This window comes from Streptomyces asoensis (assembly GCF_013085465.1).
GTDB classification, from domain to species: domain Bacteria; phylum Actinomycetota; class Actinomycetes; order Streptomycetales; family Streptomycetaceae; genus Streptomyces; species Streptomyces cacaoi_A.
In genome coordinates, this window is the sequence record NZ_CP049838.1 from 1223033 (window position 1) to 1246364 (window position 23332).

Here is a 23332-nt window from a genome sequence, read left to right on the forward strand (position 1 = left end):
CGTCCTGAAAGGCAGAGCCACATGACCTCTCCCGTCCCCGCCGCTTCGGATCGCGTCGCACCACGTGCCGCCCCGTCCGCAGCGCCGTACGCCGCGTCCCGGCACGCGGTGTGGCTCGGCGCTGCCGCGATCGTCACCGACCAGGTCGGCCGAGTCCTGCTGGTGCACCCCACCTACCGCAAGGACGACCGGTGGCTGCTGCCCGGAGGCGTCGCCGAACCCGGCGAACACCCGCACGTCACCTGCCGACGCGAGATCACCGAGGAACTGGGCCTGGCAGACCTGCCCCTGTCGGGCGTTCTCGCCGTGCACTCCCTCTCGTCGCACCACCCCGACATCCAGCCCGGCATGCCCTGCCCCGGAGAGATCCGCTACGTCTTCGACGGCGGAACCCTCACGCCCGACCAGGTGGAGGCTATCCGCCTGCCGCGCGAGGAGCTGTCCGAGTTCGCCTTCCTGGAGACCCGGGACGCGGTGCAGCGGCTGCGCCCCTTAGACGGGCAGATCATGCTCGCCGCCTACCGTGCCCGGCTCGGGAACACCGCCACCGTCCACCTCGCCGACGGCCGGCACATCCTCGACGTCCCGGCGCTGGATCGCTATGACGTCCACGTCCGCTACCGCCCCTTGTGGGACAGCCCCCTCAACCGCAGCCCCGTCCCCGAGCGGTTCCCCGTGCAGCAAGCCTGGGCATGGTGCTTCGTCCCCGACGGCCGGGTCGTCCTCGTGGCCGACCCCGGCCCCCGGGGCGCGCTGCCCATGCTGCCCGGCGGCACCGTGGAGAAGGCCGACACGACGCCCGAGGACACCCTCCACCGCGAAGCCGTGGAGGAAGCCCAACTCACCCTCACCGACCCGGTGCGACTGGGCTGGGTGCTCGACGAGACCGGCGAGGTCTACGGCGGAGTGGGGCCCAACGCCCGACTCCGCCTGGCCGCCCGGGTCACCGAAATCGGACCGGCGGCCGTCGACCCCGCCACCGGCCACCCCTTCGCACGCCTGCTCGCCACCCCAGCCCAGGCAGCCGCCCTGCTGGGATGGGGCCCGCCAGGAGCGCGGCAAGCCCTGCTCGCCGCCGAAACAGCCCGGCAACGGTGGGGCTTTCCCACCGCGGGACGCACCGTCATCGAGGAAGTCCCTGCGGAGGGGATGCGGCTGAGCTGACACGCACGCCCCCCGCCTCAACTCCTACCGCTCCGCGCCCCCCTCTGAGGTACATCTATGCCGCTGTCGCACCACCACATCCGCACCACCGTCGAGACCTACCTCGCGCATCACCCTCACGAGCGCACGCAACTCGGCGGCCTCGTGGACGCCCTCGACCGGCCCACCGATATCGAGGAAGAAGTCGCCGGCATCGAGTGGCGGCCCGTGGACAGGTGACCTCCCCCTCCCTGCGGGAGAAGCTGCTCAAGCTCACGCCCGCCGTCGAACCCGAGGCCGCCAACGCCTCCGCCCTGATCTACAACGACCGCGGCGAGTATCTGCTCCACCTGCGCGACTACTTCCCCGTCCAGATCTGGGAGCCGGGCATGTGGTCACTGCTGGGCGGCGGCCGCGAGCCCCAGGACGCCACGCTGGAACACACCGTGCGGCGCGAACTGGACGAGGAAGCCGTCCTCCACATCGCCGACCTGACCCCGTTCGGCATCGAGGAAGCAACCGATGATGCCGGCACGACCGTTCCCATTGCCATCTACGCCGGCCGCTGGAACGGCGATCCCCGCGAACTACACCTGACGGAAGGGGTGATGCTGGCCTGGTTCGCCCCCCTCCGAACTCCACCGTTTGCGCATCGCGCCCACCACCAGCGACCTCGTACGCCGCCACGCCGCCCGGTCGGCACATCCTGCACCGGGTCCCGGAGCGGGGCCGCAGCGAACGATGAGCGCCAACCGGCTTCCCCGCACGGCACGGTCCTCGACGTCATCGGCGTCTCACGTGCTGGACAGGCCATTTCGGACGCCCGAACAAAACCCCTTGCCTAATGGTCAAGAAGTGTTGACCATTAGGGGCGTGCCTACCGATGATGTTCCCGAGACGCTCCACGTCACCACGGACGAGCAGCTGCGCGCCGTCTCCAATCTCACGCGGCACCGGATCATGGCCGTGCTCCGCTTCGAGCCCGCGACGATCACGCAGATCGCCGAGCGGGTGGGCCTTGCGAAGGGGAGTTCCAGCTATCACGTGCGGCTGCTGGAGCGGGCCGGCCTGGTGAAGGTGGTACGGACACGGAAGGTGCGGGGGGTCACCGAGCGGTACTACGCGATGGCCGCGCGGGCGATCGTGCTGCCGGATCCGGGCGAGGGAGGGCCGGATGTGCTGATGCGGCATGCGGTGGCGGACCTGGAGGCAGCGCCGGCGGACGGCGAGCGGCACGTGCGGATGGCGCATCTGCGGCTCACCGAGGAGCAGTTCGCCGAGCTGGGGGCGCGGCTGGAGGCTCTGGCGGACGAGTACCGGGAGCTGTCCGATCCGTCGCTGCCGGACGCGTCACTCGTCTTCGCACTGTTCCACCCGACACCGCGCGAGCAGGCCGAGGGGGGCGCCAAGTGACCTCAGGTGTTCGGAAGTTGCCGACCGGGTTCGGACGGCTGTGGACTGCGCAGACGGTGTCCTCGCTCGGTGACGGGGTGTCGCATGCCGCGCTGCCGCTGCTCGCGTTGACGTTGACGCGGGATCCGATGGCGCTCGCCGTCGTCACGGCCGCGGGGACGCTGCCGTGGCTGCTCTTCGGGGTGCTCGGCGGTGCGCTCGTGGACCGCTGGGACCACCGGCGCACGATGTGGGTCGCGGACACGGCTCGCGCGGTGCTGCTCGCGATACCGGCGGCAGCGGCCGTGCTCGACGTGCTGAGCATTCCGCTGCTCGCGGCCGTCGCCTTCCTGCTCGGCCTCGGCGGGCTGTTCTTCGACACGGCCGCCACGGCCTACCTGCCGGATCTTCTCGGCCGCGACCCGGCGCTCCTGGAGCGCGCCAACTCCCGCCTGCGCGGCGCCCAGACCGCCATGTCCGGTTTCGCGGGACCGCCGACGGGCAGTGCGCTGCTCGCGCTCGGGCGGGCGCTTCCGCTGCTCGCCGACGCGGTGTCGTTCGCGCTCTCCGCACTGCTCGTACGGTCGCTGCCTGCCGCACCCCGGCCCGTACCGCAGGCCCGTGAGTCGCTGCTACGGCAGGCGCGGGCCGGCGCCTCACACGTATTCCGGGATCAGTTGCTGCTCGGGCTCGCGCTCCGCCCGGCGGTCGGGAACATCGCCTTCCTCGCCGTGGAGACCGTCCTCGCCCTCTTCGCGCACGACCGCCTCGGCATCGACACCTACGGCTTCGGCCTGCTCCTCACGGCGGAGGCCACCGGCGGCCTGCTCGGCGCGGGCATCGCCTCCTTCCTCGGCCGACGACTCGGCACCGGCACCGCACTGACCTGCACAGCCGCCGTCGAGGGACTCGCCATCCTGGGCCTTGCCGCCGCCCGGAACCCGTACGTCGCCGGCCTCGCACTCGCCGTCTGCGGAGCGGGCATGGGCGCCACGATGGTGCTCGGCCCCTCGCTGCGGCAGGCGATCGTCCCGGCCCACCTGATGGGCCGGGTCGCCTCCACCTCCCGCATGCTCGCCATGTGCGCCGCCCCGTTCGGCGCCTTCCTCGGCGGCTGGCTGGCCACCACCTACGACGTACGCACCCCGCTCTACACCGCCGCCGGCCTCCTCCTCACCATGACCGCCGTCACGTCGACCATGACCAGCAACCGCCGGGTCGAGGCGGCGCTGCGTGCCGCCGCCCCGGCCGATGATCCAGATCACCCGGAATCCCGGGATTCCGTTCAGGAGCATGCCATTTAGGGCTCCGCGAGGTCGTTGAGCCAGTGCTAGACCCAGCTCGGCGTTCCTCGCTTCGGCCCGGAGCGTCGGGTGCCTGGCCTCCACAAAATGCAACGAGTGGCCCAGCGGGCCGGGTGCGCCACCGTCAATAGGGGCGCACGGTGTTGTAACGCAGGGCAAGCTTCTCGCGCATCGCCGCCTCGGCCGACGCGTCGACCTCAGGCACCAGGGCTTCCACGGTCGCCACCGCCGAGGAGACTGCCGTACGCGGCACGGCTTCCTCCACCGCCGTCAACAGCGCGGTCCGCCGCGGCTCCGGTGCCCGCTCGATCGTCTGCGCCTTGCTCAGCTGCCCGTACCGGGCCAGCGTGGACAGCCGGTTCACCGGCACCCGCGACAGGTTCACCCGGCCCAGCGCGAACGCGGAGATCTCCTCACCCGCTCCATCGCGGGGCCCGTCGTCTTCGTCGGCGGCGTGCGCAGCCGCTCCAGTTCCGAGACCCGCTTGCCGTCCGGCACCACCAGCGGTTCGGCCTGCGCAGGCGCGAGTGCGGGATCGGCCCGGTGCGTGGCCCTGGCCACCGCCTCGTACAGGCGCCGCTCGGCCACTGTGCGGGCCTCGGACACCTGCCGGGCCGGCACCGAGACGCCCGGCAGCAGCACCCGGTTCTTGCGCAGCCACGTCACTGCGTGGTTGAACAGCGCCACCGTCCCCTCAGCGTGCGTCCACGCCCGCCCGTACGCCGCAGCGCGATCAGATCGCGGCTGTCATCGTCGAGGAAGAAGAACCGCTCCAGCTCCGGACGCGTGGGGAGCGGTGATCGTCCCGTACGTCTCGGCCTGCTCATCAGTCAGAAACTGAAACTCCACCGGCACGAACCGGACCGTGGCCACCCGAGATGCCCCGCTCGGCGGGTATCGCCGAACCCCAGCAGCACCACCGGACGGTGCGCCAACCGACGAAGACCAATCTCAGCGGCACTTTCTGTACCGCAACTACTCACACCCGGGGAGGCCCGTGGGTTCAGCGGAACTGAAGCTTCTTCAGCGGGAACTCGCGGATCGGTCCGTGTGCATCAGTTGGGTGTATCCGTGGGTTCGGTAGAACGCGGGGTCAGGAGGTCCGGGTGTGGTGGTCCAGCAAGCGGGTGAGCGACTGCACGAACTGGTCGCGTTCGGCCGGACTCAGCGGTGCGAGCAGTTCGTCGTGGAGGTCGTCCAGGACCTTGTCGAGGCGGCGTAGGTGACGGCGGCCTCGGGCGGAGATCGTGATGATGTTGCGGCGCCGGTCATCGGGATCCGGCGCCCGCTCGACGAGGTCACGCTCGGCCAGTTCGTTGAGCACGCCGACCATGTCGCTGCGGTAGATGCCGGAGCGTCTGCTCAGCTCCGCCTGGCTGGCCGGCCCGTGCTCTTGCAGTGAGGCGAGCACGGCGTAGTGCCACTTGCGGGCATCGGCCCGGGCTAGCCCCTCAGTGATCAGCCGGTCCGACCGCATGGTCAGCTGCGACAACAGTCGGCTCGCCCGCCGACTCAGCCTGTCGGGCGTCTTGAGCGCGCCGTCGTCGGGCATATCCGCGGCTTCGGCTCTGATCATGGCGCCCATCCTATCCATTGCGTTAGTCAGACTAACGATGTACGTTCACTCGCGCCGAAAACGTTAGTGCGACGAACGTTTATCGAGTGAACTCCAAGAAGGAAGCTCTTGCCCACCAAAACACTGCAGATCCCCACCACAGACGGCCAGGCCGACGCCTTCGCCGCCTTCCCCGACCACGGCGAGCGGCACCCGGGGGTGCTGATGTATGCGGACGGCTTCGGCATCCGGCCCGTGCTGCGGGAGATGGCCCGCGAACTGGCCGGGCACGGGTACTACGTGCTCGTCCCCAACCTCTTGGCCCAGCACCGGTGATCGAACTTCCCGAGCACATCGGAGAAGAGGTCCGGCCCGCGCTCATGGCCCAGGTCATGCCCTTGATCGGGGCGCACACCGTCGAACGTGTCCTGAGCGACGCCGACGCCTACCTTGGGTTCCTCACCACTCAGCCCGAGGTCGGCGCCGGACCGGTCGCCGTGACCGGCTACTGCATAGGCGGCCTCCTGGCGATGCGTACCGCCGCCGCCCACCCCGGCCAGGTGGCCGCCCTCGCCGCGCCGCCGGCTGCGTCTGGAAGGGGCGTGTCCTGCGCCCCCTCTCGGCGAAACGGGCCCACGCGGCCGTGATCCGGGACCGTTCCAGGAACCTGTTGCGTTCTGCGGACATGGCGATCGCCGAAGCGCGCCGCCGGGCCGCACGCGGCGAACCGGCCATCGTCACGGTCGGGGACGTGACCAGGGTGGCGTGCCAGCACTACGGGCACGTCTTCGTGGAGCGCGAAGAGGCAGCTGCCGCCCTCCGCCAACGCTATGAGGCCGCCGACTGCCGGGCGGACTGCATGACCGACGCTTTCGACTGACTGCATTGTCGGCAGGTGCTTGACGCCAAGGGCGCCGGAGTCGTCACCTGATCGGTGGTCATGCCGAAAAGGCTCGGGCAGTCCCGGCTGCGCTGTATCTGCGTGAAGCGACTTTGAAGCTTCAGCACCGTGCGAAGGCCGGGCCCCACGTAAGAAGGATCCCGCTGGACTCGGCTGACGAGATCCACCTTGAGTCCGTCGGCTGTTTCTCCAGTACGTCCGTGCGAGTCGCAGCTGGTGGGCATGGTCGAGGACCTGTCCGATCCCAGCATTGTGGCGTGCCCGCGCACTTCCATTTGCTGGTCGGTCAGGTACTTGATGAGCGCGGCGATGGTCGCCTCGTGCGTCTCCGTGCCCTTGTCGAGGTGGGCAAGATCAACCACCGCTCGGCCGGCGCGCCCGCCGCTCGGCCGCTCGACGCCGGGGAAGGTTGAGCGGCCCGGGTCATGCCCGATGGCCTGGCTGTGATCAGGCGAGCCGTAGCAGGAGAACAGCGGGCCCGTCGTGGTTCCTGGCATGGAGGGCGGCTGGCCGGGTGGGTCAGTGACCGGTCGTGGTGGGCGCGATCTGCTGCATGAGGCTGATCATGTCCGGGGCGACCCACTCTTCGGCGATCTTGTCTCCTTCGATGCGGTACACCTCGACGCTGCGGTAGGCGACCGTCCGGCCGGTCGCCTCGAACTGCTGGAATGCTCCCAGGTGGGTTCCCTGGAAGTTGACCAGCACCGTGACCTTGTCGCCGGCGCCGAAGATGTCCTGGACGTCGATCTTCAGGTCCGGGAAGGCGTCCAGCATGGCCTGGGTGCCGAAGCGCCAGATCTCCCGGCCGTGCAGGGGCTCGGGGCTGCCGGGGACGTTGGCGATGAAGTCCTCCGCCATCAGCTCCGTCGCCGCGTCGAGGTCGCCGCGCTCCACGCACTGGTACGCCGTGCGCAGCAGAGTCACGTTCTGGTCGGTGGTGGTGGTCATCTCCATTGTCCCTTCGGAGGGGGAGGCCCCGGCATGGTGAGCGCCCAGGGGTGATCGATGTGGCCGTCATGGACGCGGACGGGCGCAGGGAGGTCCGGGCCGAGGTCATCGAGCGCGCCCTGACCGCCCTTGGCTGAGCCCCGGAGTCCTACACCGTCAAGCCGGACGGTCGATAGCCCCGACGATCAGCGCTTCGAGCTGCTGCGCGATCCGATCCAGGGGCTGCGCGCCGCGCTTGGCGCGGCACATGGCGGTCGCGCCCTCGACCGATGCCACGATGAGGGCCGCGAGACCCTCGGCCTGGTCGCGGGCCACTCCGTGCTCCTCCAGCGACTCGGCGAGCAGCCGCTCCCAGCCCTCGAACGCCTCGGCGGCGGCGACGAGGGCGGGCGGGATCTCGTCGGCCGGCGGTTCCTCGACGGAGACGGCCAGCACGGGGCATCCGGCCCGGAAGTCACTGTCGACGACGATGCCGCGCCACAGGGCAAGGAAGGCGCGCAGACCGGCGACCGGACCCGCGTCGAGTTCCTTGCGCAGGATGCCAGCGACCGCCCCGCCCGCGTACCGCACGGCCTCGGTGGCCAACTGCTGCTTGCCCTCGGGGAAGTAGTGGTAGGTCGATCCGAGCGGCGCCCTGGCGTGTTTGGCCAGGTCCCGGATGCTCGCGGCGTTCAGACCGCGCCTGCTGATCAGGTCGGCCGCACCGGCCACGATGCGCTCACGCGACGGCGCGCTGGATTTGGCCAAGGCCGTACTCCCCTCTGGCTATAACGATCGTCATACCCTACCGTGATCTCCGGCTATAACGATCGTCATAGGCCGTGCGCCCGCCGAAAGGAAGACTTCGTCATGCCGATGATCCGGCTCACCGTCCCGCCCGGTTCCCTCACCGAGGAGGGGCGTAAGACCGTCCAGCGCGACCTGGCCGCCGTCCTGCTGCGCTGGGAGGGGGCGCCCGACACCGCGTTCTTCCGTGCCCAGGCGTGGAGTTACCTGGTCGAGCTGCCCGAAGGGGCGCAGACCACCGCCGAGGACGACGCGCCCCGCTTCCTGGTGGAAGTCACCGTCCCGCAGGGCGCCCTGTCCGAGCGCCGCAAGGCGGGCCTGGTCGAGGGCGCGACGAAGACCGTGCTGGCCGCCGCCGGACTCGCACCGGACGACGCGCTGTGTGTGTGGGTGCTGGTGCACGAGCAGCCGGACGGCACCTGGGGTGCCGGAGCCTCCGTCATCCGCTACGCCGACCTCGTCGCCCTCGCGAAGGGACAGCAGGCCGATGCGTGAACTGACCTACGTCGCCCGGCGCACCGTCGAGTGGCGCGAGGCGCCCGACCCCAAGCTCCGGTCCGACCAGGAGGCGATCGTCGCCCCGGTGGCCGCCACCTCCTGCGACGTCGACTCCGCGATCCTTGCCGGACACGGCTTCATCGACCCGCCCTTCGCCCTCGGTCACGAGTGCGTGGCCCGGGTCGTCGAGACCGGCGACGACGTGACCGCGGTAGCCCCCGGCGACCTGGTGGTCGTCCCCTGGTCCATCAACTGCGGCGCCTGCGACCACTGCCGCTCCGGACTCACCGCGCATTGCACGGCCGTACCGCACATGGCCATGTACGGCGCACCGATCGGCGGCAGTTGGGGCGGTCTCTTCTCCGACCTGGTCCGGGTACCGTACGCCGACGCCATGCTCGTCCCCCTGCCCGCCGGCCTCGACCCGGTCGCCATGGCCTCGGCGAGCGACAACTGGTCCCTGTCCTGGCGCCTGGTCGCCCCGCACCTCAAGGCCAGGCCGCGCGCCCGTGTCCTGGTCGTCGCCCGCGGCAGCATCGGCCTGTACGTGTGCGACATCGCCCGCGCACTCGGCGCCTCCGACGTCCTGTACGTCGACCCCGACCCCCGGCACCGTGAGATCGCCCGCGGCTACGGCGCCGCCACCGCCGAGACGCTCGAACCCGTCCGGCACGGCTTCGACATCGCCGTCGAGGCCACCGGCCGTGTCGACCAACTCGCCCTCGCCGTCAGGTCCGTCGCCCCGGAAGGCATCTGCGAGTCCGCGGGCAACCACTTCCGCCCCGGCGAGCTACCTCTCCTCGACATGTACCTCACCGGCGTCACTCTCCGCGTCGCCCGCGACAACGTCCGCAACCACATCCCGGACGCCCTCGAACTCGCCCGCTCCGGCCAGGTCGATCCCGCACGCGTCGTCTCCCACGTCCTCGACTGGGATCAACTCCCCGACGCCCTACCGGAGAAGCACCTCAAGCCCGTGTTCGTCCGCGCCGAGGGCTGACCGCGTCGCGGCCACGACCCACTACGCCCCGACCGAGAACCCATGTACAGCCCCGTCACCGGAGCCGGCAGACCCCTCGCCCCGCCCATGGAGGTGACTCCGGACAGTGGGGGTAGTTCGTCGGCCAATGCGCCCTCGGTATCGCCCACGAGGGTCCGCCCGGTCAATGGCACGGTGGCATGAGCGCCATGCCGCTGGACGAACCGCTTGAAAAGCACCGACCGGAAACAGGCGGAGCCACCGCATCGCGTGTTGAGTCACGAATGAAACCGCCACCGGCCTTCGGAGATGACGTCCACTTTGTCGTCGCTGACGCGAATCGCCGTGTCGTCGTCGATGAAATAGATCGGGAAGTCCGCCCGCTCGACGACTCGATCGGCCCAGGCGTCGTCCCGCTCCGGGAAGTCCGGCGAGTACAGGTGCGGCTTCAGATACCAGTCGAAGAAACCGAATGGCGACTCCACCGTCGTAGCACCGAGCACGTGCAGGTCCGCAGCATCCCCGATGACGTCGGCGGAATGTTCGGTGAGATTCCGGCTGAAGATCATCGATCCGGCGCTCACCCCCACATAGACCCGGCGCTCCAGCACTTCCAGGAAGCCCTCGGCCAGACCGTTGCCGGTGATGCTGCGCGCGAGATGGTAGTGACTGCCGCCCTCGACATAGATGACGTCGGCGTGCAACAGCCGGTCAAGCACCATCTGCCGAGGCAGACCGTTCAGCTCCAGGATGTCGAACTCCCGCCAGCCGAGATCGTGCAGCCGGCTCATATTCGCGACGACCCACCCGTGGTCACCGGGCTCGGCGACGGATGCCGTGGGAACGTACACGATGTTCGCCGACTCGAACGGCTTTCCCAGCAGGTCCCGCAGTGCATCCCGCAGCGTCGCGTTACGCAGGCCGCTCGCCGTCAACAGAAGCTTCACCGGGGGAGCCAATCATGGCTGCCAGGCACGCGCAAACGCACCAGGGAGCCGCCACCGCCGTCATCCTGGCTGAACCAGACGGCTTCGCCCGCTGGGCCCATGACCACGCGCCGAGAACATCCACTTGGGTCAGCCACACGCGGATGGCGATCGCGCCGTCCATCGTGCAGCGGGGGCTGGCGGTGCCGACGACGTGATCCCCTCCTGGCCCTGCACCGCGTGATCCACACGCTGCGTGACCAGCATCTCCACCGCCCGGATTTGTGGGCCGGCCTGATGCACAGCGGTCCCTGACCGCGCTGTTTCGGTAGAGGAGTCGGGGCGTCGGTGATCGCCATCTGTCGGCGGCCACCTGGACCTCGTCGACCTCCCGGACGAAGCCTTCGCCGTGCCGCCTGCCGGTTGTTCCGTTCGGGGTCGAGGTGTCGGTCCTCGTGAGCGGTTCGGCCGACGGGGCGTCGGCACGGGCCGCTCAGAAGTAGCGGCCGCCCTGCGGGGTGGGCAGCGCGTCGAGTTCGGCGAGGTCCTCGGCGCTGAGTTGCACATCGGCCGCGCCGGCGTTGTCCAGCAGGTACTTCGGGGTCTTGGTGCCGGGGATCGGGACGACATACTCCCCCTGGGCCAGCACCCACGCCAGCGCCACCTGCGCCGGGGTGGCACCGATGCGCTCGGCGAGCTGCCGGACCTTCTCCGCGAGGGCGAAGTTGGCGCGCAGCGCCTTCTGTTGGAAGCGGGCCAGGCCGCGCCGGAAGTCGTCCTGCGGCAGGTCGTCGAAGGACGTGAACCGTCCGGTGAGGAAACCCTTGCCGAGCGGCGAGTACGGCACGAAGGCGATGCCCTGCTCCTCGCAGTACGGCAGCACCTCGGTCATCCAGTCCCTCGTCCAAAGCGACAGTTCGGACTGCACCGCCGTGATCGGGTGCACGGACTGGGCCCGCTTGATCTGTTCGACGCTCACCTCGGACAGCCCGATGTGGCGTGCCTTGCCGGCCGCCACGGCTTCCGCCAGCGCGCCGACGCTCTCCTCGACCGGCACATTCGGGTCGGCGCGGTGCAGGTAGTAGAGGTCGACGTGGTCGGTGCCGAGCCGCCCGAGGCTCTCGTCGATCGAGCGCCGGATGTGCTCCGGACGGTTGTTCAGGCCGGGTACGGGTTCGCCCTGGGAGTTGCGGGTGAGGGCGCCGACCTTGGTGGCCAGCACCGCGCGCTCCCGATGGCCCCCGGCCAGAGCCCGGCCGAGCAACTCCTCGTTGGTGAGCGGGCCGTAGACGTCAGAGGTGTCCAGCAGGGTCATCCCCAGGTCGAGGGCCTGGTGGATCACCGAGATCAGCTCGGCCTCATCGCGCGGGGTGGCCAGGTCGTAGCCGAAGCTCATGCCCATGCAGCCCAGGCCGATGACGCCGACCTCGGGTCCGTCGGGCCCGAGTGTGGTGGTACGCATGCTTTCCTTCTCAGTTCGTCGGGTTGATCGGGGTCAGCGGTTGACCAGACGCATGCCCGCCTCGTGGAGGCGGTCGCCTGCGGCGGGGGCGAGGTTGTTCAGCCGACCGAGCTGCTCGGCGGTCAGCGCGATGGCGTCGGCCGCGGTGTTCTCCTCGACGCGGGAGACCCGCTTGGTGCCGGGGATCGGGGCGATGTCGTCACCCTGGGCCAGCAGCCAGGCCAGGGCCACCTGCGCGGGGGTGGCGTCGACCTCGGCGGCGACGGCCTCGACCTCCTCGACGATGCGCAGGTTGCGCTTGAGGTTCTCCTCCGTGAAACGCGGGTTGTTCGCACGCCAGTCGTTCGCCTCGAAGTGCTCCGTGGCGCGGATCTTGCCGGTGAGGAAGCCGTGGCCCAGCGGCGACCAGGGCACCAAGCCGATGCCCAGCTCCCGCAGCAGCGGCAGGATCTCCGCCTCCACGTCCCGCGTCCACAACGAGTACTCCGACTGAAGAGCGGCGATCGGGTGGACGGCGTGGGCGCGACGGATCGATGCGGGCGCCGCCTCGGACAGGCCGATGTGGCGGACCTTGCCCTCGGTGACCAGGTCGGCGAGGGCGCCGATGGTCTCCTCGACAGGCGTGTTCGGGTCGACACGGTGCTGGTAGTACAGGTCGATGTAGTCCGTGCCGAGCCGCTTCAGCGAACCCTCGAGCGCGGTGCGGAGGTTCGCCGGGCTGCCGTCGATGTGGCCCATGCCGCCGCTCGTGTGCGAGTACATGCCGAACTTCGTCGACAGGACGACCTGGTCGCGGCGGTCCTTGATGGCCCGGCCGACGAGTTCCTCGTTGACGAAGGGACCGTAGGCCTCGGCGGTGTCGAGCAGGGTGACGCCGAGGTCGAGTGCCCGGTGGATCGCCCGAATGGACTCGCTGTCGTCCGGGGTCTCCCCGGGGCTGAGATAGACGCCGGACATGGTCATGGTGCCCAGGCCGACACGGGAGACGTCAAGGTCTCCCAGGTTGATGTGCTTCATGACGCCAGTGCTCCGCAGGTCGGTTCGAAACGGATCTTCAGTTCACACCCAGCGTGCCCGCCGCGCTCGCCGGATGGCAGGCCGGGCCAGGACAGTGAGCGGGGTTCAGTGGTGTGGCAGGGCACCCCACGGCCCCGTCCGCCCGAGCTCACGGCGGGGGCGCACAAGGGGCTGCGGTCTCCCTCAACAGGTGCTGGTACGCGGGCCGTTGTACTGCTCGTCGGTGACCTTCTCCAGCCAGGTCGTCTCCGGGCCGCCGTCACCGCGGCCCTCCCACAGGGCGAGGTGCTCCATGAAGGCGTCGGGGGCGGCGCCGTGCCAGTGCTCCTCGCCCGGCGGAGTGTGGACCGTGTCGCCGGGGCGGGCCTCGATGACCCTGCCGTCACGGCCGCCGATCAGGGCGATGCCGGAGACGATGTGCAGGGTCTGGCCCAGGGTGTGGGAGTGCCAGTCGGTCCGGGCACAGGGCGCGAACCGTACGAGGTTGAGGCGCGCCCGGGACGGTTCCTGGCCCGCGTAGACGACGTCCCACCACACATCACCGGTGAACCAGTCGGCCGGAGCCTTGCTGGTGGGCTGCTTCTTGAGGATCTCCATGGGGTTTCTCCCTGGTGGTGCGGTGCGTGAAGCCGTGACGACGTATCGGGTCGGGTGTTGTTCCGTGTCAGTGCGCGGCCACCGGGACGTCAGCCTCCTGCCCGGCATCGGCGGCACTCGTCTCGCCGGAGCCGGAGCCGAAGCCACCGGCGTTGACGAGGACGAAGGCGATCAGCGCGGCCAGTGCCATGACGCCGGCGGACCAGGCGTAGGCCACGGTGTAGCCGTGGACGGCTGCCTGCTGCGCGGCCGATGCCGGGGTGGCACCCGCTACGGCGTGCGCGGCGAGCCAACCGGTGGTGGCGCCGGCGGCGATGGTGTTCAGCAGCGCGGTGCCGATGGAGCCGCCGACCTGCTGCGAGGTGTTCACCATGGCCCCGGCCACACCCGCGTCCTGCGGGCGGACACCGGAGGTGGCCTGACTGATGCCGGCCATCGAGGCGATGCCCATGCCCAGGCCGAGCATGATTTCCGAGGGCAGGACGTGGCTCCAGTAGGAGCTGTCGGCCGTCAGCCGGGTCAGCAGCAGCATGCCGAGCGCGGCGAGGAGTATGCCGGGGCCCATGAGGAGGCGGCCCGGGACGCGGTTGACCAGTCGGGCGCCGATCTGGGTGGAGCCGATGACCAGGCAGGTGACCAGGGGCAGGAAGGCGATGCCGCACAGCACGGGTGAGTAGCCCTTGACCAGCTGGAAGTAGTAGGTCAGAAGGAGGAACTGGCCGAACATGCCGATCATGGCCAGGCCGATGGCGAGGTAGGCGCCGCCCCGGTTGCGGTCGGCGACGACACGCAGTGGCAGCAGCGGAGCCTTGGTACGCGACTCGACCAGGACGAACGCGGCGAGAAAGAAGACCGCGGCGAGGAGCAGACCGATGGTGGTGGCGGCGCGCCAGCCGGCTTCCTCGGCCTTGGTGAAGCCGTAGACGAGGGTGACGAGTCCGGCGGTGGCCATCAGGGCGCCGGGGATGTCGAGCCTGTCGCGGTTGCGCTCCTCGTCACGGTCTCGTACGTACACGGCCGCGCCGACGGCGGCCACCACCGCGAAGACGATGTTGACGTACATGCACCAGCGCCAGTCGACGTACTGCGTGAGCGCGCCGCCGAGGATCAGGCCGATCGCGCCACCGGAGACGGCGATGGAGCTGAAGATGCCGAAGGCGGTGGCGCGTTCCTTGGCCTCGGTGAAGGTCACCGTCAGTAGCGAGAGCGCGGCGGGGGCGAGCAGGGCGCCGAAGACGCCCTGGAGGGCGCGGGCGCCGAGCAGCATGCCGGTATTGACGGCGGCGCCGCCCAGTGCGGAGGCCAGTGCGAAGCCGATCAGGCCGGTGAGGAAGGCGCGCCTGCGTCCCCACAGGTCGCCGATCCGTCCGCCGAACAGCAGCAGGCCGCCGAAGGTGAGGCTGTAGGCGGTGATCAGCCACTGCCGGTTTCCGTCGGATATGTGCAGGGCTTCCTGGGCGTGCGGGAGCGCGATGTTCACCACCGTGGCGTCCAGGACGATCATGAGCTGGGCGATGGCGATGAAGACGAGTGCCTTCCAGCGGTGCGGGTGGGGTGCCGGCGCTGTGGCGGTGGCGGAGCTTGTGTGCATGGTGGGCTTTCCGTTGCAGGTGTCGGGTCTCGGATGCGGTGTCCAGCGCCGGTGCTGGAGGGCGGAGAAAGTCACGCTGTGCCGCCGCCGGGGGAGGCGGCCGCGTGGCCGACTGGTCGTCGAGTCCGTCCGGAAGCCTGCCGGGCGCGGTCGCGAGCCAGATCGTCATGCTGCGGGGCTGCCCGGAAGCGGGGATCCTCTACGAGCGTCAAGCCTGCATCGCCGACTCGCCGTGTGGCAGACCGCGCTGTGCCCCGGAGCGCTGTTCAGTGATGTGACAGGGCACCCCACCTGCCTTTCCGGCAGGTAGGAGGGGGGTCAGACTCGAACCATGGATCGTGAGCAGCACAGCAGCGCCACCGAGCTGGGGCGCTATCTGCGCGCCCGCCGGGCCCAGCTGACCCCCGATGAGGTGGGTCTGCCTGCCGGCACCGGACTGCGCCGCACACCCGGCCTGCGCCGCGAGGAACTGGCCACCCTGGCCAGGATCAGCATCGATTACTACACCCGCCTGGAACGCGGCAGGGAAACCCACCCCAGCCCCTCCGTCATCGACTCCCTCGCCCGCGCACTCCGGCTCGAGGAAGAGGAACACGAACACCTGCGCAGCCTGGCCGCTTGTGCCGCCCGTACCACCCCGGAACCGCCCACCGCACCCGGCCGTACCGTGCGTCCCGGCATCAAACTGCTCCTGGAAGCCATGCGGCCGCACCCCGCCCACGTGGTCGGCCGCACGGGCGACGTGCTGGCGTGGAACCCGGGCGGGCTGCGGCTGCTTTCCGGGATGGAGGACTGGCCGGCGAAGCAACGCAACATCGCGCGCTACCTGTTCCTGCACCCCACGGCCCGCGATCTCTTCGACGACTGGAGCAACCAGGTCCGCGGTTGTGTCGGTCGGCTGCGCGCCCTGGCCGGCACCGATCCGGACACCCCGGATCTGGTGGTACTTGTCGGTGAACTCCTGCTCAAGAGCCCGGAGTTCGCGCGCCTGTGGGAGCGTTACGACGTCCGGGTGCACTCCCATGGACGCAAGACGTTCCACCACCCGGATGTCGGCGACCTCACCCTCGGCTACCAGTCCATGCAGCTGGAAGGCACCCCCGACCACCGCCTGGTCGTGTATTACGCCGAGCCCGGCACCGCGGAGTACGACGCGATGGTCCTGCTCGACCTGGCGGCGTCCGACTCGGCGCACGCGTCGAGGATCGGAGCGGCGCGTACCGGGGGCGCGGACTGATACAGCACCAGGACGCGGGGCCACCCCCGCTCAGGTCGCGCCGTGGTCTCGGCCCCGATCGTGGGCGCCACCAAGCCCCACCACCTGGCCGACGCCGTCGCCGCACTCGACGTCTCGCCGGTGCCGGCGTAGAGCATGCCGTCCGGGCCGAAGGCGAGGCGACCGCCGTTGTGGTACGTCCCGTTGGGGATTCCCTCCAACACCACTTCCGGGCTTCCCAGTTGCTCACGCTGGGGGCGCGAGGTGTCGTACCGCATGCGGACGATGCGGTTGTCCGAGGCGGTCGTGAGGTAGGCGTACACCAGGCGGTCGGAGGCGAAGTCCGGGGAGACGGCGAGCCCGAGCAGGCCGCCCTCCCCCGGCAGATCCTGCGCTCCCTGCACGCTGCCGGCCTCGGTCTTCGTGCCGTTGTCCGCGTCGACACGGGTGATCCTGCCGTCGTCGCGGGAGGAGACCAGCAGGTCGCCGTCCGGCAGCGGGGTCATGCCCCACGGGGTGTCCAGTCCCTGCGTCACGGTCCGGAGGACCCGCACTCGTGAGGAACCCGAGCCCGTGTCGTCCGCTTCGGATGACGAGGTCGGCTCTTCCTCACCGCCCGAAGTGCAGCCCGCGAGCATCAGTACGGCGGCGGCGCAGACCGCGGCCCAGGGAGTTCTCGGAGTGGGACGGGGCACGGCGGGGGTTCCTCTCGATGATGCCGATTGTGGCGTGGGTCAGGGGGCACACCGGCTGTGGTGCCCGCGGGCCCCGCCGACGGTGTGTCAGCTCTGCGCCCGGCCCACGGGCCACACCTGCGCGGTCCGCAGGGCCGCGATCACGCCACCGTCGGCCAGAAGGTCGGACCCGGTGATGAAGCCGGCCTGGTGCCCGAGCAGGAAGGCCGCCGCCTCGGCGACGTCGTCAGGAGTGCCGATGCGTCCGGCGGCCGACGTCTCGATCATCTGGCGGTATCCCTCGCCGCCGGGGCCGGACATCTCGTCCTGGGCCAGGGGGGTGGAGATGATGCCGGGGCTGATGCAGTTGATGCGGGCGCCGTGCCTGCCCCACTCGACGGCGGCGGCCTGCACGCGCAGCGCGTTGCCCCGCTTGGACAGGGCGTAGGCGGCGCCGGAGTCGCCCACCTTCTCGGGGGCGAGGAACGGCAGGGCGAGCAGCTCGGCGACGGGGGTGGTCGCCAGCGCGCGCTCGGTGTCGTACGGGTAGGCACCCGCCATGTGGCCGGCCATGCTGGAGATGACGACACCGGCGCCGCCGGGCGCGATGACGCGCGCGAACTCGTCGAGGACCAGCGCGGTGCCGAGCAGGTCGACGTGCAGGACCTGCTCCGTGGTGCCCTGTACGGGCGAGACCCCGGCGCTGTGCACGACCTGCGTGACGGGGCCCAGCTCCGCGGCCGCGTCGGCGAGCCGGGCGACCGCGTCGTGCTCGGACACGTCGACGAGGTGCGTGCTCACGTCATGGCCCGCGCCGCGAAGCTGTTCGGCGGCGACGCCCAGTGCCTTGTCGCTGTAGTCGGCGAGCAGCACGGTCCGGCCGATGCCCACCCGACGGGCGATCGCCAGGCCGATGCCGCCCGCGCCGATGATGACCACTACGTCCTTGTCCATGGTCTGTCTCCCTGGGAGCGAAAAGGGTGGGGTCTGTGCAGAGGAAGGGCTCTTCCACGAACATCCAGCCTGCTCCGCGGCCCCGCGATGTGGCAGACCGGGCGGTGCCCTGGAGCGCTGTTCAGTGACCTGTCAGGGCACCCCTCGGACGGTCACGCGGCCCTGGCGAGAAGGCTGCGGCGGGGTGACCGACATGGGTTCGTGGATTTGCCCGGATACGCCGGGCTCGGCAAGGGCGGCGCGGGTGTCGATGCCGGTGATCGGTCCGAGGGCCACGGTGCTGTCGACGACGACCGCTGACGGCTGTGATCTCGGCGCACGCTCCAGCCTGTGCCGGGCGTCGGCGAGCCGCCAGGGAGTGTTTTACGTACGACTCCCGTGCCTACGTCCGGCAGCAGCAGTCAACCCCAGCCGGCGCATGGCGTGATGACGCGATGACGTGCCTGATGCCTGTTCGCTACTGCGCAGGCGACGCCGACGGTTTCGAGGCCCGGTCCCGCGCGTCCCGCGCGGCCTTGTCGAGGAGGACCATCGCGTCGTAGTCACGGGTGTCGGGCTCGGCGTAGAAGACGACCAGGTGCTGGCCGTTGGTGCCGTTCAGCGTCATGCCCTGGTAGCCGAGGGCCAGGTCGCCGACCTCGGGATGGTGGTAGGCATGGCGACCCCCGGTGTTTCCCCTCACGTCGTACCGGTCCCACATGCGAACGAACTCCGGGCTCTTGCGCAGGAGTTCGTCGACGATGAGAGCGAGGTCGGGGGCGCCCGGCTCGATGCCGGCCAAGCCCCGTAGCCATGCGACGCAGCTGCGGACCGCGTTGTCCCAGTCGTCCCACAGTTCACGGGCCGTGGGGTGGAGAAAGACGTAGCGCGCGAGGTTGCGCTGCTCGCCCTGCCAGTCCTCGATACCGGCGAACAGTCGAAGTCCGCCGGGGTTGGCGGCGAGCAGTTCGAAGGTGCGGCCGACCACGTACGCGGGATTGGGCCGCAGGCTCTCCAGGATCAGCTGGGTGCCCGGGGGAAGGGACCGGCTGGGCACCGTCGCAGACGCGGTCACGTGCCCGTCGGCGCTCGCGGCCAGCTCCCGCAGATGCTTGTGCTCGGCCTCCTCCAGACGCAGAACGCGTGCGATGGCGTCGATCACGGACGGGCTGGGACGGGTCTCGGTCCCGCGCTCCAGGCGCGCGTAGTAGTCGATGCTGATGCCCGCGAGGGTGGCCAGTTCCTCGCGGCGCAGCCCGGGCGTACGGCGCACCCCGGAGCTGACCGGCAGACCGACGTCGCCGGGCGTCACCCGGGTGCGGCGGGCTCTCAGGAACCGTCCCAGCTCTGTGCCGCCGCTGCCGCTGTGCTGCTCACGTGCCATGTCTTTCAGTGTGGCAGCCCCGTGACCGGTGTGGCGAAGCACGAGACGGCGAGGGGTGCCCTGTCACAGCACTGAACACGGCAGCCTGGCGCAGCACGGTCTGTCACCGGTCGGGTCCACCCGTCAAGCTGAGGGCTTGCGGATGATCCCCCGGTTCCGCAGCGTGCTTGCGGGCCCGTGGGCATGCCCGTGGTGAACGGGGTGACGATCCCCGACGTCCTGCGCGCCCGCTTGCCGATCGTGACGACGCTGCTCATCGTGACCTCGCAGCCGCCCGCCTGCGGCGAGGACCACATCCGTACGTACGAAGGAGACCGACCCATGGCGACGGCATGGACGAACGACGAGCTCGACAGGGTCGGGTCGGCGGAGGAACCGGTGATCGCGTCCGTGTGCCGTGACGGTGCGCCGAGCAAGCCACGGACGATCTGGGTCGCGCGCGTGAGTGACGGGATCTACGTCCGTTCGGTGTACGGCCCACCTCCGACTGGTTCTGCCTGAAGGGCGTGGGAGGTGCCCCCATCGCCGCGGAGATCATCAAGGCCATCACGAGCCCCGAGGCGTCCTCCACGGCTATGCGGCTCATGCCGCGCTGACCCCGGATTCCCGAACATCCCGCGCACTGAGCGGGCCTCCCGCGGCTTCCCGCCGCGCTCGCACCACCCGCCCAGGAGATGAAACGTGCTCGGTCTCGAACTCGTCGTGGTCCTGTGCGCGACCGTGCTCGTGTGCCAGGTCGCGGGAGACCGCCTCCGTATCCCCCCGCCCATCTTCGTGACCTCCGGCGTCATCATGCTGACCCCCGTGGTGCAGGGCCTGCTCCTGCCCCGAGTGGTCCGCTGGGCCCGGCTGCCCCACGACACGTCCGCCGAGGAGGAGCGCTCCCTCGCCGAGACCACCGCCGCCGAGGAGGCCCTCAAGGCACTGCCGGACGTGGCCGCCGACCTCGGCACCGCTCCGGAGGTCGCCGAATGGACCCGCCGCGAGTACGAGACCCGCCTCCGCGTCGTGCGCGCAGACGACGACTCCGACGACGTGGTCCTGAGCCACAAGGAGGACTACACCGCCCTGCGCCTCGCCCTCCTCGCCCGCAAACGCGCCACCGTCGTCAGACTCCGCGACGAGAACCACATCGACGACACCGTGCTGCGCCAGGTGCAGGCGTACCTCGACATCGAGGAAGTACGCCTGTCCGGAGCCGAGTTGAGCGACTGACCCGCCCCCGTCCCTCATGTCCCGCCTCACGCGCAGCCACATCTGCGCCCCTTCGAGAAAAGTGCGATGAACCACATGGAAATCTCCACAGCAGTCCCCGCCGTCCTCCCCCTGAAGAAGCGGTTCAGGCTCGCGGCGGCGATCGCCGCGACGGCGGCCGTTCTCGTCTCGGCCCCCCACGCGTCCGCGACGACGGGACAGACGTCCCACAAGCCGGTCGTCACCAACGTGAAGACCCTCGCCACCATCGACTTCACCTCCGGCGACTCCCCTGAGAACATCACCGTCAACCCGGACAGCTCGCTGACCATCTCCATGCTGGGCAGCGTGGCGGGCAAGCGTCCGGCACTGGTGCGGATCGACCCGTCCGGGCGCGGCAAGGTGATCGTCGCCGGGCAGCAGGGCGACACGTTCACCGGCAACACCCGCGACCGCAACGGCAACATCTACTACAACGTGGCCTCCTCCAACGCCTCCCGGGCCGGCATATGGAAGCTGCCTCCCGGCGGCACCCCGCGCCGGATCGCCGCCCTGCCCACCGACGGACTCCCCAACGGCCTGGCCCTCGACTCCACCGGACGCACCCTGTACGCGGCCGACAGCAACAAGGCCACCGTCTGGACCGTCCCGTCCTCCGGCGGAACGGCGACCGCCTGGCTGACCGGCCCCGCCCTCGCGGCAGACCCGTCCGCACCCGTACCCCTCGGGGCGAACGGGCTCCGCTTCCACAAGGGCGCCGTCTGGGTCTCCAACCTCGCGAAGGGCACCCTGCTGCGGATCCCGGTCACCGCCACCGGCGCCCCCGGCCGGATCCACACCGTCACCAGCAGCCTCACCGGCGTCGACGACTTCAACTTCCTCAGCGACCGCTCCGATGTGGTGTTCGCCGCGCAGAACGGCGTCAACCAGATCGCGGTCGTCCACCCCGACGGGACCACCGAGACCGTCCTGAGCGCCTCGGACGGCCTCGCTTCCCCCACCTCCACGGCGGTACGCGGAAACCGGCTCTACATCACCAACGCCGGTCTCATCGAGCCCCACGACGCGAAGGTGCAGCGCGGAACGATCGACCCCGCCGCACTGAACTGCGGCCCGACCGCCTGAACCTGCCGCAGCCCGGTATCCGTGTCGTACCTATCGCGGTGCGAGTGCGGCGAAGGCCTCGTCGAGCAGATCGTCGAGGTCGAGGTGGCCGTCGGAGGCGGTCCAGTGGTTGACGGCGATGTTCAGGCAGTCCACCGCGGCGGCGGCGCGTACCAGCGGGCCCAGGGCCGTGGGTCGCGAGGGATCGCCGCGTTCGGCGAGGGCCTGGGCGATGACGGGGCGCCAGCCGTTCTGCTTCTCCAGGGTGCGGGCGCCCAGTGCGGGAGTCTCCATGATCAGGCGAGACATCGCGAGGGCGCCGTCCGGGGCCTGGCGGTAGGACTCGGTGACGGTGTCCAACGCGCGCCGAAGGGCCGTCCGGTCGTCCTCGCCGGCGGGCCGGGCACGTACCGCATCGGCGACTTGCTCGCCCTGCCCGTCGACGGCGCCCAGCACTGCGTCCTCCTTGCTGCCGAAATAGCGCAGGAAGGTACTGCGGGACACGCCGGAGGCCGCGGCCAGGTCATTGACGGTGACTTTCTCGAACCCCTCACGGCGGAACAGGTCGAAGGCCACCTTGGCGAGCTCGGACTGGATGGCCGTCCGCGCGATGTCCCTCGTGCTCGTACGTGCTGCTCCTGCTGCTCCGCTCAAACAGGCCGACCGAACCGGCCGGCAGGCGCGGCGCATCCCCCGTGAGAGCTACCCGGACCGTCCCTGCGCGGGTGATTCGCGGATGCCGGCGGATTTCTAGCGTGGCCGTCAGGTCGGTCGCCGTCGGAGTGGCCGTTGCCACAGGGAGGTCACGATGAGCACGCCGTCCGCCGAACAGCACGACGCAGGGTCCCGCCCGGACGAGGACGGTGGCGGCCGGAGTGGTCGTCTCGGCCTGATCGTCCGCGCTCCGCTCGGCTGGATGCTGACGGGCATGGTGGGTGTGGGCCTGGTCTCGGGGCTGACCGCGACCGGCCCCGGGCCGGTGCCGGTTCTGGGCGCGGTCGCCGCGGTCGCCGTGTACTGGGTGGTGATGCGCCGGGTCGCGGGACGCTCCACGCCGGAGATCGCCCGGCAGGGAGCCGGCCAGGAGGCGCTGCGCGGCGGTGCGGTCGGCCTGGGCTTCGTCCTGGTCTCCGCCCTCCTGATCACGGTGTTCGGAGGCTACTCGTTCTCCTGGGCGGGCAACGGCTTCTTCTCCGTCGTCTGGTCCGCGGCGATGGTGCAGGCCGGCGCCGCGGTCACCGAGGAGCTGATGTTCCGCGGTTTCGCCCTCCAGGCTCTGGAACAGCGGTGGGGCAGCCGGGCTGCCATCGTGATCACCGGGCTGTTCTTCGGCGTCGCCCACCTGGGTGCTCCGGGAGCCGGCGTGTGGAGCGCGCTCGCCATCGCCCTGGAGGCCGGTGTGATGCTCGGCGTCGCGTTCCTGTGGCGGCGTAACATCTGGTTCGTCACGGGTCTGCACTTCGCCTGGAACACCGCCGAGCAACTGCTCGGCATCCCGGTCTCCGGACACACTCCCAAGGGTCTGTTCACGGTCGACACCCACGGCTCTGCCCTGCTCAGCGGCGGCACCTTCGGTCTGGAGACGTCGATCGTGCCCGTCCTCATCGGTGTGCTGCTCACCGTCCCGATGTTCGTCCTCGCCGGCCGGAGCGGCCGTCTGCGGCCCCGGCGTCTCGTCCAGCACTGAGACGGGGCCGACTCACGGGACAGCGGCTCATTGGAGGAAGA

At 70.3% G+C, this 23332-nt stretch carries 27 protein-coding genes and 2 pseudogenes; 16 read left to right on the top strand and 13 right to left on the bottom strand.

The genetic code is table 11. The annotated features are described in order from the left end of the window. Window positions 1-21: 21 nt before the first annotated feature. Genes G9272_RS05615 through G9272_RS05635 form a run of 5 tightly spaced genes read left to right on the top strand, consistent with a single transcriptional unit; the run spans window position 22 to window position 3839 of the window. Window positions 22-1164 carry an NUDIX hydrolase gene (locus tag G9272_RS05615; RefSeq protein WP_171395497.1) on the top strand — a complete coding sequence of 381 codons (1143 nt, stop codon included), beginning with the start codon at window positions 22-24 and terminating at the stop codon, window positions 1162-1164. Window positions 1165-1221: 57 nt separating this feature from the next. Further along, window positions 1222-1383, top strand: coding sequence for a hypothetical protein (locus tag G9272_RS45125; protein WP_171394564.1), 162 nt, complete (start codon window positions 1222-1224; stop codon window positions 1381-1383). Then, window positions 1380-1988, top strand: a complete 609-nt coding sequence (locus G9272_RS44695) for an NUDIX domain-containing protein (RefSeq protein ID WP_253267717.1) — start codon at window positions 1380-1382, stop codon at window positions 1986-1988. Before G9272_RS45125 ends, G9272_RS44695 begins: the two co-directional genes overlap by 4 nt. Window positions 1989-2016: 28 nt before the next feature. After that, window positions 2017-2556: an ArsR/SmtB family transcription factor gene (locus G9272_RS05630; protein ID WP_171401857.1), complete on the top strand. Its 540-nt coding sequence runs from the start codon at window positions 2017-2019 to the stop codon at window positions 2554-2556. Window positions 2557-2573: 17 nt separating this feature from the next. Beyond that, window positions 2574-3839 (top strand): MFS transporter, encoded by a 1266-nt coding sequence (locus G9272_RS05635; protein WP_253267718.1) that lies wholly within the window; start codon window positions 2574-2576, stop codon window positions 3837-3839. 127 nt (window positions 3840-3966) lie between these two features. Here G9272_RS05635 and G9272_RS46125 read toward each other — a convergent pair. Both G9272_RS46125 and G9272_RS05645 read right to left on the bottom strand, forming a co-directional pair. Continuing rightward, a pseudogene (locus G9272_RS46125) lies at window positions 3967-4694 on the bottom strand (hypothetical protein); the annotation flags it as partial. Window positions 4695-4932: 238 nt separating this feature from the next. Then, window positions 4933-5415: a MarR family winged helix-turn-helix transcriptional regulator gene (locus tag G9272_RS05645; protein WP_171395499.1), complete on the bottom strand. Its 483-nt coding sequence runs from the start codon at window positions 5413-5415 to the stop codon at window positions 4933-4935. A gap of 108 nt (window positions 5416-5523) precedes the next feature. On the opposite strand from G9272_RS05645, the pseudogene G9272_RS05650 reads away from it, so the two are divergent. From G9272_RS05650 to G9272_RS45130, 3 genes and pseudogenes are all read left to right on the top strand, one after another. Next, window positions 5524-5990: pseudogene (locus G9272_RS05650) on the top strand (dienelactone hydrolase family protein); the annotation flags it as partial. Window positions 5991-6064: 74 nt separating this feature from the next. After that, window positions 6065-6274, top strand: a complete 210-nt coding sequence (locus G9272_RS05655) for a hypothetical protein (protein WP_253267719.1) — start codon at window positions 6065-6067, stop codon at window positions 6272-6274. Window positions 6275-6552: 278 nt separating this feature from the next. Continuing rightward, complete coding sequence (locus G9272_RS45130; RefSeq protein ID WP_253267720.1) at window positions 6553-6708, top strand: hypothetical protein; 156 nt, start codon at window positions 6553-6555, stop codon at window positions 6706-6708. Between the two features lie 106 nt (window positions 6709-6814). On the opposite strand, the gene G9272_RS05665 is transcribed toward G9272_RS45130, so the two are convergent. Beyond that, complete coding sequence (locus G9272_RS05665) at window positions 6815-7243, bottom strand: ester cyclase (protein ID WP_216377808.1); 429 nt, start codon at window positions 7241-7243, stop codon at window positions 6815-6817. Window positions 7244-7399: 156 nt separating this feature from the next. After that, window positions 7400-7990, bottom strand: a complete 591-nt coding sequence (locus G9272_RS05670) for a TetR/AcrR family transcriptional regulator (protein ID WP_171395501.1) — start codon at window positions 7988-7990, stop codon at window positions 7400-7402. A gap of 102 nt (window positions 7991-8092) precedes the next feature. Between G9272_RS05670 and G9272_RS05675 the strand changes: the two genes are divergently transcribed. Then, window positions 8093-8524, top strand: coding sequence for a tautomerase family protein (locus G9272_RS05675; protein ID WP_171395502.1), 432 nt, complete (start codon window positions 8093-8095; stop codon window positions 8522-8524). After that, window positions 8517-9527 carry a zinc-dependent alcohol dehydrogenase gene (locus G9272_RS05680; protein WP_171395503.1) on the top strand — a complete coding sequence of 337 codons (1011 nt, stop codon included), beginning with the start codon at window positions 8517-8519 and terminating at the stop codon, window positions 9525-9527. Before G9272_RS05675 ends, G9272_RS05680 begins: the two co-directional genes overlap by 8 nt. A 257-nt stretch (window positions 9528-9784) precedes the next feature. Here G9272_RS05680 and G9272_RS05685 read toward each other — a convergent pair whose 3' ends face one another. After that, window positions 9785-10453, bottom strand: coding sequence for a Type 1 glutamine amidotransferase-like domain-containing protein (locus tag G9272_RS05685; protein WP_171395504.1), 669 nt, complete (start codon window positions 10451-10453; stop codon window positions 9785-9787). A gap of 14 nt (window positions 10454-10467) precedes the next feature. On the opposite strand from G9272_RS05685, the gene G9272_RS05690 reads away from it, so the two are divergent. Next, window positions 10468-10650 (top strand): hypothetical protein, encoded by a 183-nt coding sequence (locus G9272_RS05690; RefSeq protein WP_171395505.1) that lies wholly within the window; start codon window positions 10468-10470, stop codon window positions 10648-10650. 275 nt (window positions 10651-10925) lie between these two features. Here G9272_RS05690 and G9272_RS05695 read toward each other — a convergent pair whose 3' ends face one another. The 4 genes from G9272_RS05695 to G9272_RS05710 form a co-directional block, all read right to left on the bottom strand. Then, window positions 10926-11894, bottom strand: coding sequence for an aldo/keto reductase (locus G9272_RS05695; protein ID WP_171395506.1), 969 nt, complete (start codon window positions 11892-11894; stop codon window positions 10926-10928). Window positions 11895-11927: 33 nt separating this feature from the next. After that, window positions 11928-12911 carry an aldo/keto reductase gene (locus G9272_RS05700; RefSeq protein ID WP_171395507.1) on the bottom strand — a complete coding sequence of 328 codons (984 nt, stop codon included), beginning with the start codon at window positions 12909-12911 and terminating at the stop codon, window positions 11928-11930. A 183-nt stretch (window positions 12912-13094) separates the two neighbouring features. Then, window positions 13095-13508 (bottom strand): (R)-mandelonitrile lyase, encoded by a 414-nt coding sequence (locus tag G9272_RS05705; protein WP_171395508.1) that lies wholly within the window; start codon window positions 13506-13508, stop codon window positions 13095-13097. Window positions 13509-13575: 67 nt separating this feature from the next. Next, window positions 13576-15099 (bottom strand): MFS transporter, encoded by a 1524-nt coding sequence (locus G9272_RS05710; RefSeq protein ID WP_171395509.1) that lies wholly within the window; start codon window positions 15097-15099, stop codon window positions 13576-13578. Between the two features lie 331 nt (window positions 15100-15430). On the opposite strand from G9272_RS05710, the gene G9272_RS05715 reads away from it, so the two are divergent. Then, window positions 15431-16336, top strand: a complete 906-nt coding sequence (locus tag G9272_RS05715; protein WP_171395510.1) for a helix-turn-helix transcriptional regulator — start codon at window positions 15431-15433, stop codon at window positions 16334-16336. Here the strand turns inward: G9272_RS05715 and G9272_RS46385 are convergent. The 3 genes from G9272_RS46385 to G9272_RS05730 form a co-directional block, all read right to left on the bottom strand. Next, window positions 16222-17010: a PQQ-dependent sugar dehydrogenase gene (locus G9272_RS46385; protein ID WP_437184255.1), complete on the bottom strand. Its 789-nt coding sequence runs from the start codon at window positions 17008-17010 to the stop codon at window positions 16222-16224. The two genes, G9272_RS05715 and G9272_RS46385, sit on opposite strands and share 115 nt — an antisense overlap. A gap of 87 nt (window positions 17011-17097) precedes the next feature. Further along, window positions 17098-17943 (bottom strand): SDR family oxidoreductase, encoded by an 846-nt coding sequence (locus G9272_RS05725; RefSeq protein WP_171395511.1) that lies wholly within the window; start codon window positions 17941-17943, stop codon window positions 17098-17100. A 457-nt stretch (window positions 17944-18400) separates the two neighbouring features. Next, on the bottom strand, window positions 18401-19306 hold the full coding sequence (locus tag G9272_RS05730; protein WP_171395512.1) for a helix-turn-helix transcriptional regulator: 906 nt from the start codon (window positions 19304-19306) through the stop codon (window positions 18401-18403). A gap of 201 nt (window positions 19307-19507) precedes the next feature. Here G9272_RS05730 and G9272_RS05735 point away from each other — a divergent pair, with 201 nt between their 5' ends. The 3 genes from G9272_RS05735 to G9272_RS05745 all read left to right on the top strand — a co-directional run bounded on the left by G9272_RS05735 (window position 19508) and on the right by G9272_RS05745 (window position 21625). Next, a complete protein-coding gene (locus G9272_RS05735) occupies window positions 19508-19807 on the top strand; it encodes a DUF2255 family protein (RefSeq protein ID WP_171395513.1) in 300 nt (99 codons plus the stop codon). A 180-nt stretch (window positions 19808-19987) separates the two neighbouring features. Next, the gene (locus tag G9272_RS05740) at window positions 19988-20521 is read left to right on the top strand and encodes a hypothetical protein (RefSeq protein WP_216377809.1); all 534 of its coding nucleotides are present in this window, start codon (window positions 19988-19990) and stop codon (window positions 20519-20521) included. Between the two features lie 66 nt (window positions 20522-20587). Then, window positions 20588-21625: an SMP-30/gluconolactonase/LRE family protein gene (locus G9272_RS05745; protein ID WP_253267721.1), complete on the top strand. Its 1038-nt coding sequence runs from the start codon at window positions 20588-20590 to the stop codon at window positions 21623-21625. A gap of 30 nt (window positions 21626-21655) precedes the next feature. Here G9272_RS05745 and G9272_RS05750 read toward each other — a convergent pair whose 3' ends face one another. After that, window positions 21656-22258: a TetR/AcrR family transcriptional regulator gene (locus G9272_RS05750; protein WP_253267722.1), complete on the bottom strand. Its 603-nt coding sequence runs from the start codon at window positions 22256-22258 to the stop codon at window positions 21656-21658. A gap of 154 nt (window positions 22259-22412) precedes the next feature. Between G9272_RS05750 and G9272_RS05755 the strand changes: the two genes are divergently transcribed. Then, window positions 22413-23291 (top strand): CPBP family intramembrane glutamic endopeptidase, encoded by an 879-nt coding sequence (locus G9272_RS05755; RefSeq protein WP_171395515.1) that lies wholly within the window; start codon window positions 22413-22415, stop codon window positions 23289-23291. Window positions 23292-23332: the final 41 nt, after the last annotated feature.

Excerpts from the sequence above, each read along its gene's own strand:
- G9272_RS05615 (WP_171395497.1), top strand. The coding sequence starts at position 22 with ATGACCTCTCCCGTCCCCGCCGCTTCGGATCGCGTCGCACCACGTGCC.
- G9272_RS45125 (WP_171394564.1), top strand. The coding sequence starts at position 1,222 with ATGCCGCTGTCGCACCACCACATCCGCACCACCGTCGAGACCTACCTC.
- G9272_RS05645 (WP_171395499.1), bottom strand. The coding sequence starts at position 5,415 with ATGATCAGAGCCGAAGCCGCGGATATGCCCGACGACGGCGCGCTCAAG.
- G9272_RS05665 (WP_216377808.1), bottom strand. The coding sequence starts at position 7,243 with ATGACCACCACCACCGACCAGAACGTGACTCTGCTGCGCACGGCGTAC.
- G9272_RS05675 (WP_171395502.1), top strand. The coding sequence starts at position 8,093 with ATGCCGATGATCCGGCTCACCGTCCCGCCCGGTTCCCTCACCGAGGAG.
- G9272_RS05680 (WP_171395503.1), top strand. The coding sequence starts at position 8,517 with ATGCGTGAACTGACCTACGTCGCCCGGCGCACCGTCGAGTGGCGCGAG.
- G9272_RS05690 (WP_171395505.1), top strand. The coding sequence starts at position 10,468 with ATGGCTGCCAGGCACGCGCAAACGCACCAGGGAGCCGCCACCGCCGTC.
- G9272_RS05695 (WP_171395506.1), bottom strand. The coding sequence starts at position 11,894 with ATGCGTACCACCACACTCGGGCCCGACGGACCCGAGGTCGGCGTCATC.
- G9272_RS05700 (WP_171395507.1), bottom strand. The coding sequence starts at position 12,911 with ATGAAGCACATCAACCTGGGAGACCTTGACGTCTCCCGTGTCGGCCTG.
- G9272_RS05705 (WP_171395508.1), bottom strand. The coding sequence starts at position 13,508 with ATGGAGATCCTCAAGAAGCAGCCCACCAGCAAGGCTCCGGCCGACTGG.
- G9272_RS05710 (WP_171395509.1), bottom strand. The coding sequence starts at position 15,099 with ATGCACACAAGCTCCGCCACCGCCACAGCGCCGGCACCCCACCCGCAC.
- G9272_RS05715 (WP_171395510.1), top strand. The coding sequence starts at position 15,431 with ATGGATCGTGAGCAGCACAGCAGCGCCACCGAGCTGGGGCGCTATCTG.
- G9272_RS05725 (WP_171395511.1), bottom strand. The coding sequence starts at position 17,943 with ATGGACAAGGACGTAGTGGTCATCATCGGCGCGGGCGGCATCGGCCTG.
- G9272_RS05730 (WP_171395512.1), bottom strand. The coding sequence starts at position 19,306 with ATGGCACGTGAGCAGCACAGCGGCAGCGGCGGCACAGAGCTGGGACGG.
- G9272_RS05745 (WP_253267721.1), top strand. The coding sequence starts at position 20,588 with ATGAACCACATGGAAATCTCCACAGCAGTCCCCGCCGTCCTCCCCCTG.
- G9272_RS05755 (WP_171395515.1), top strand. The coding sequence starts at position 22,413 with ATGAGCACGCCGTCCGCCGAACAGCACGACGCAGGGTCCCGCCCGGAC.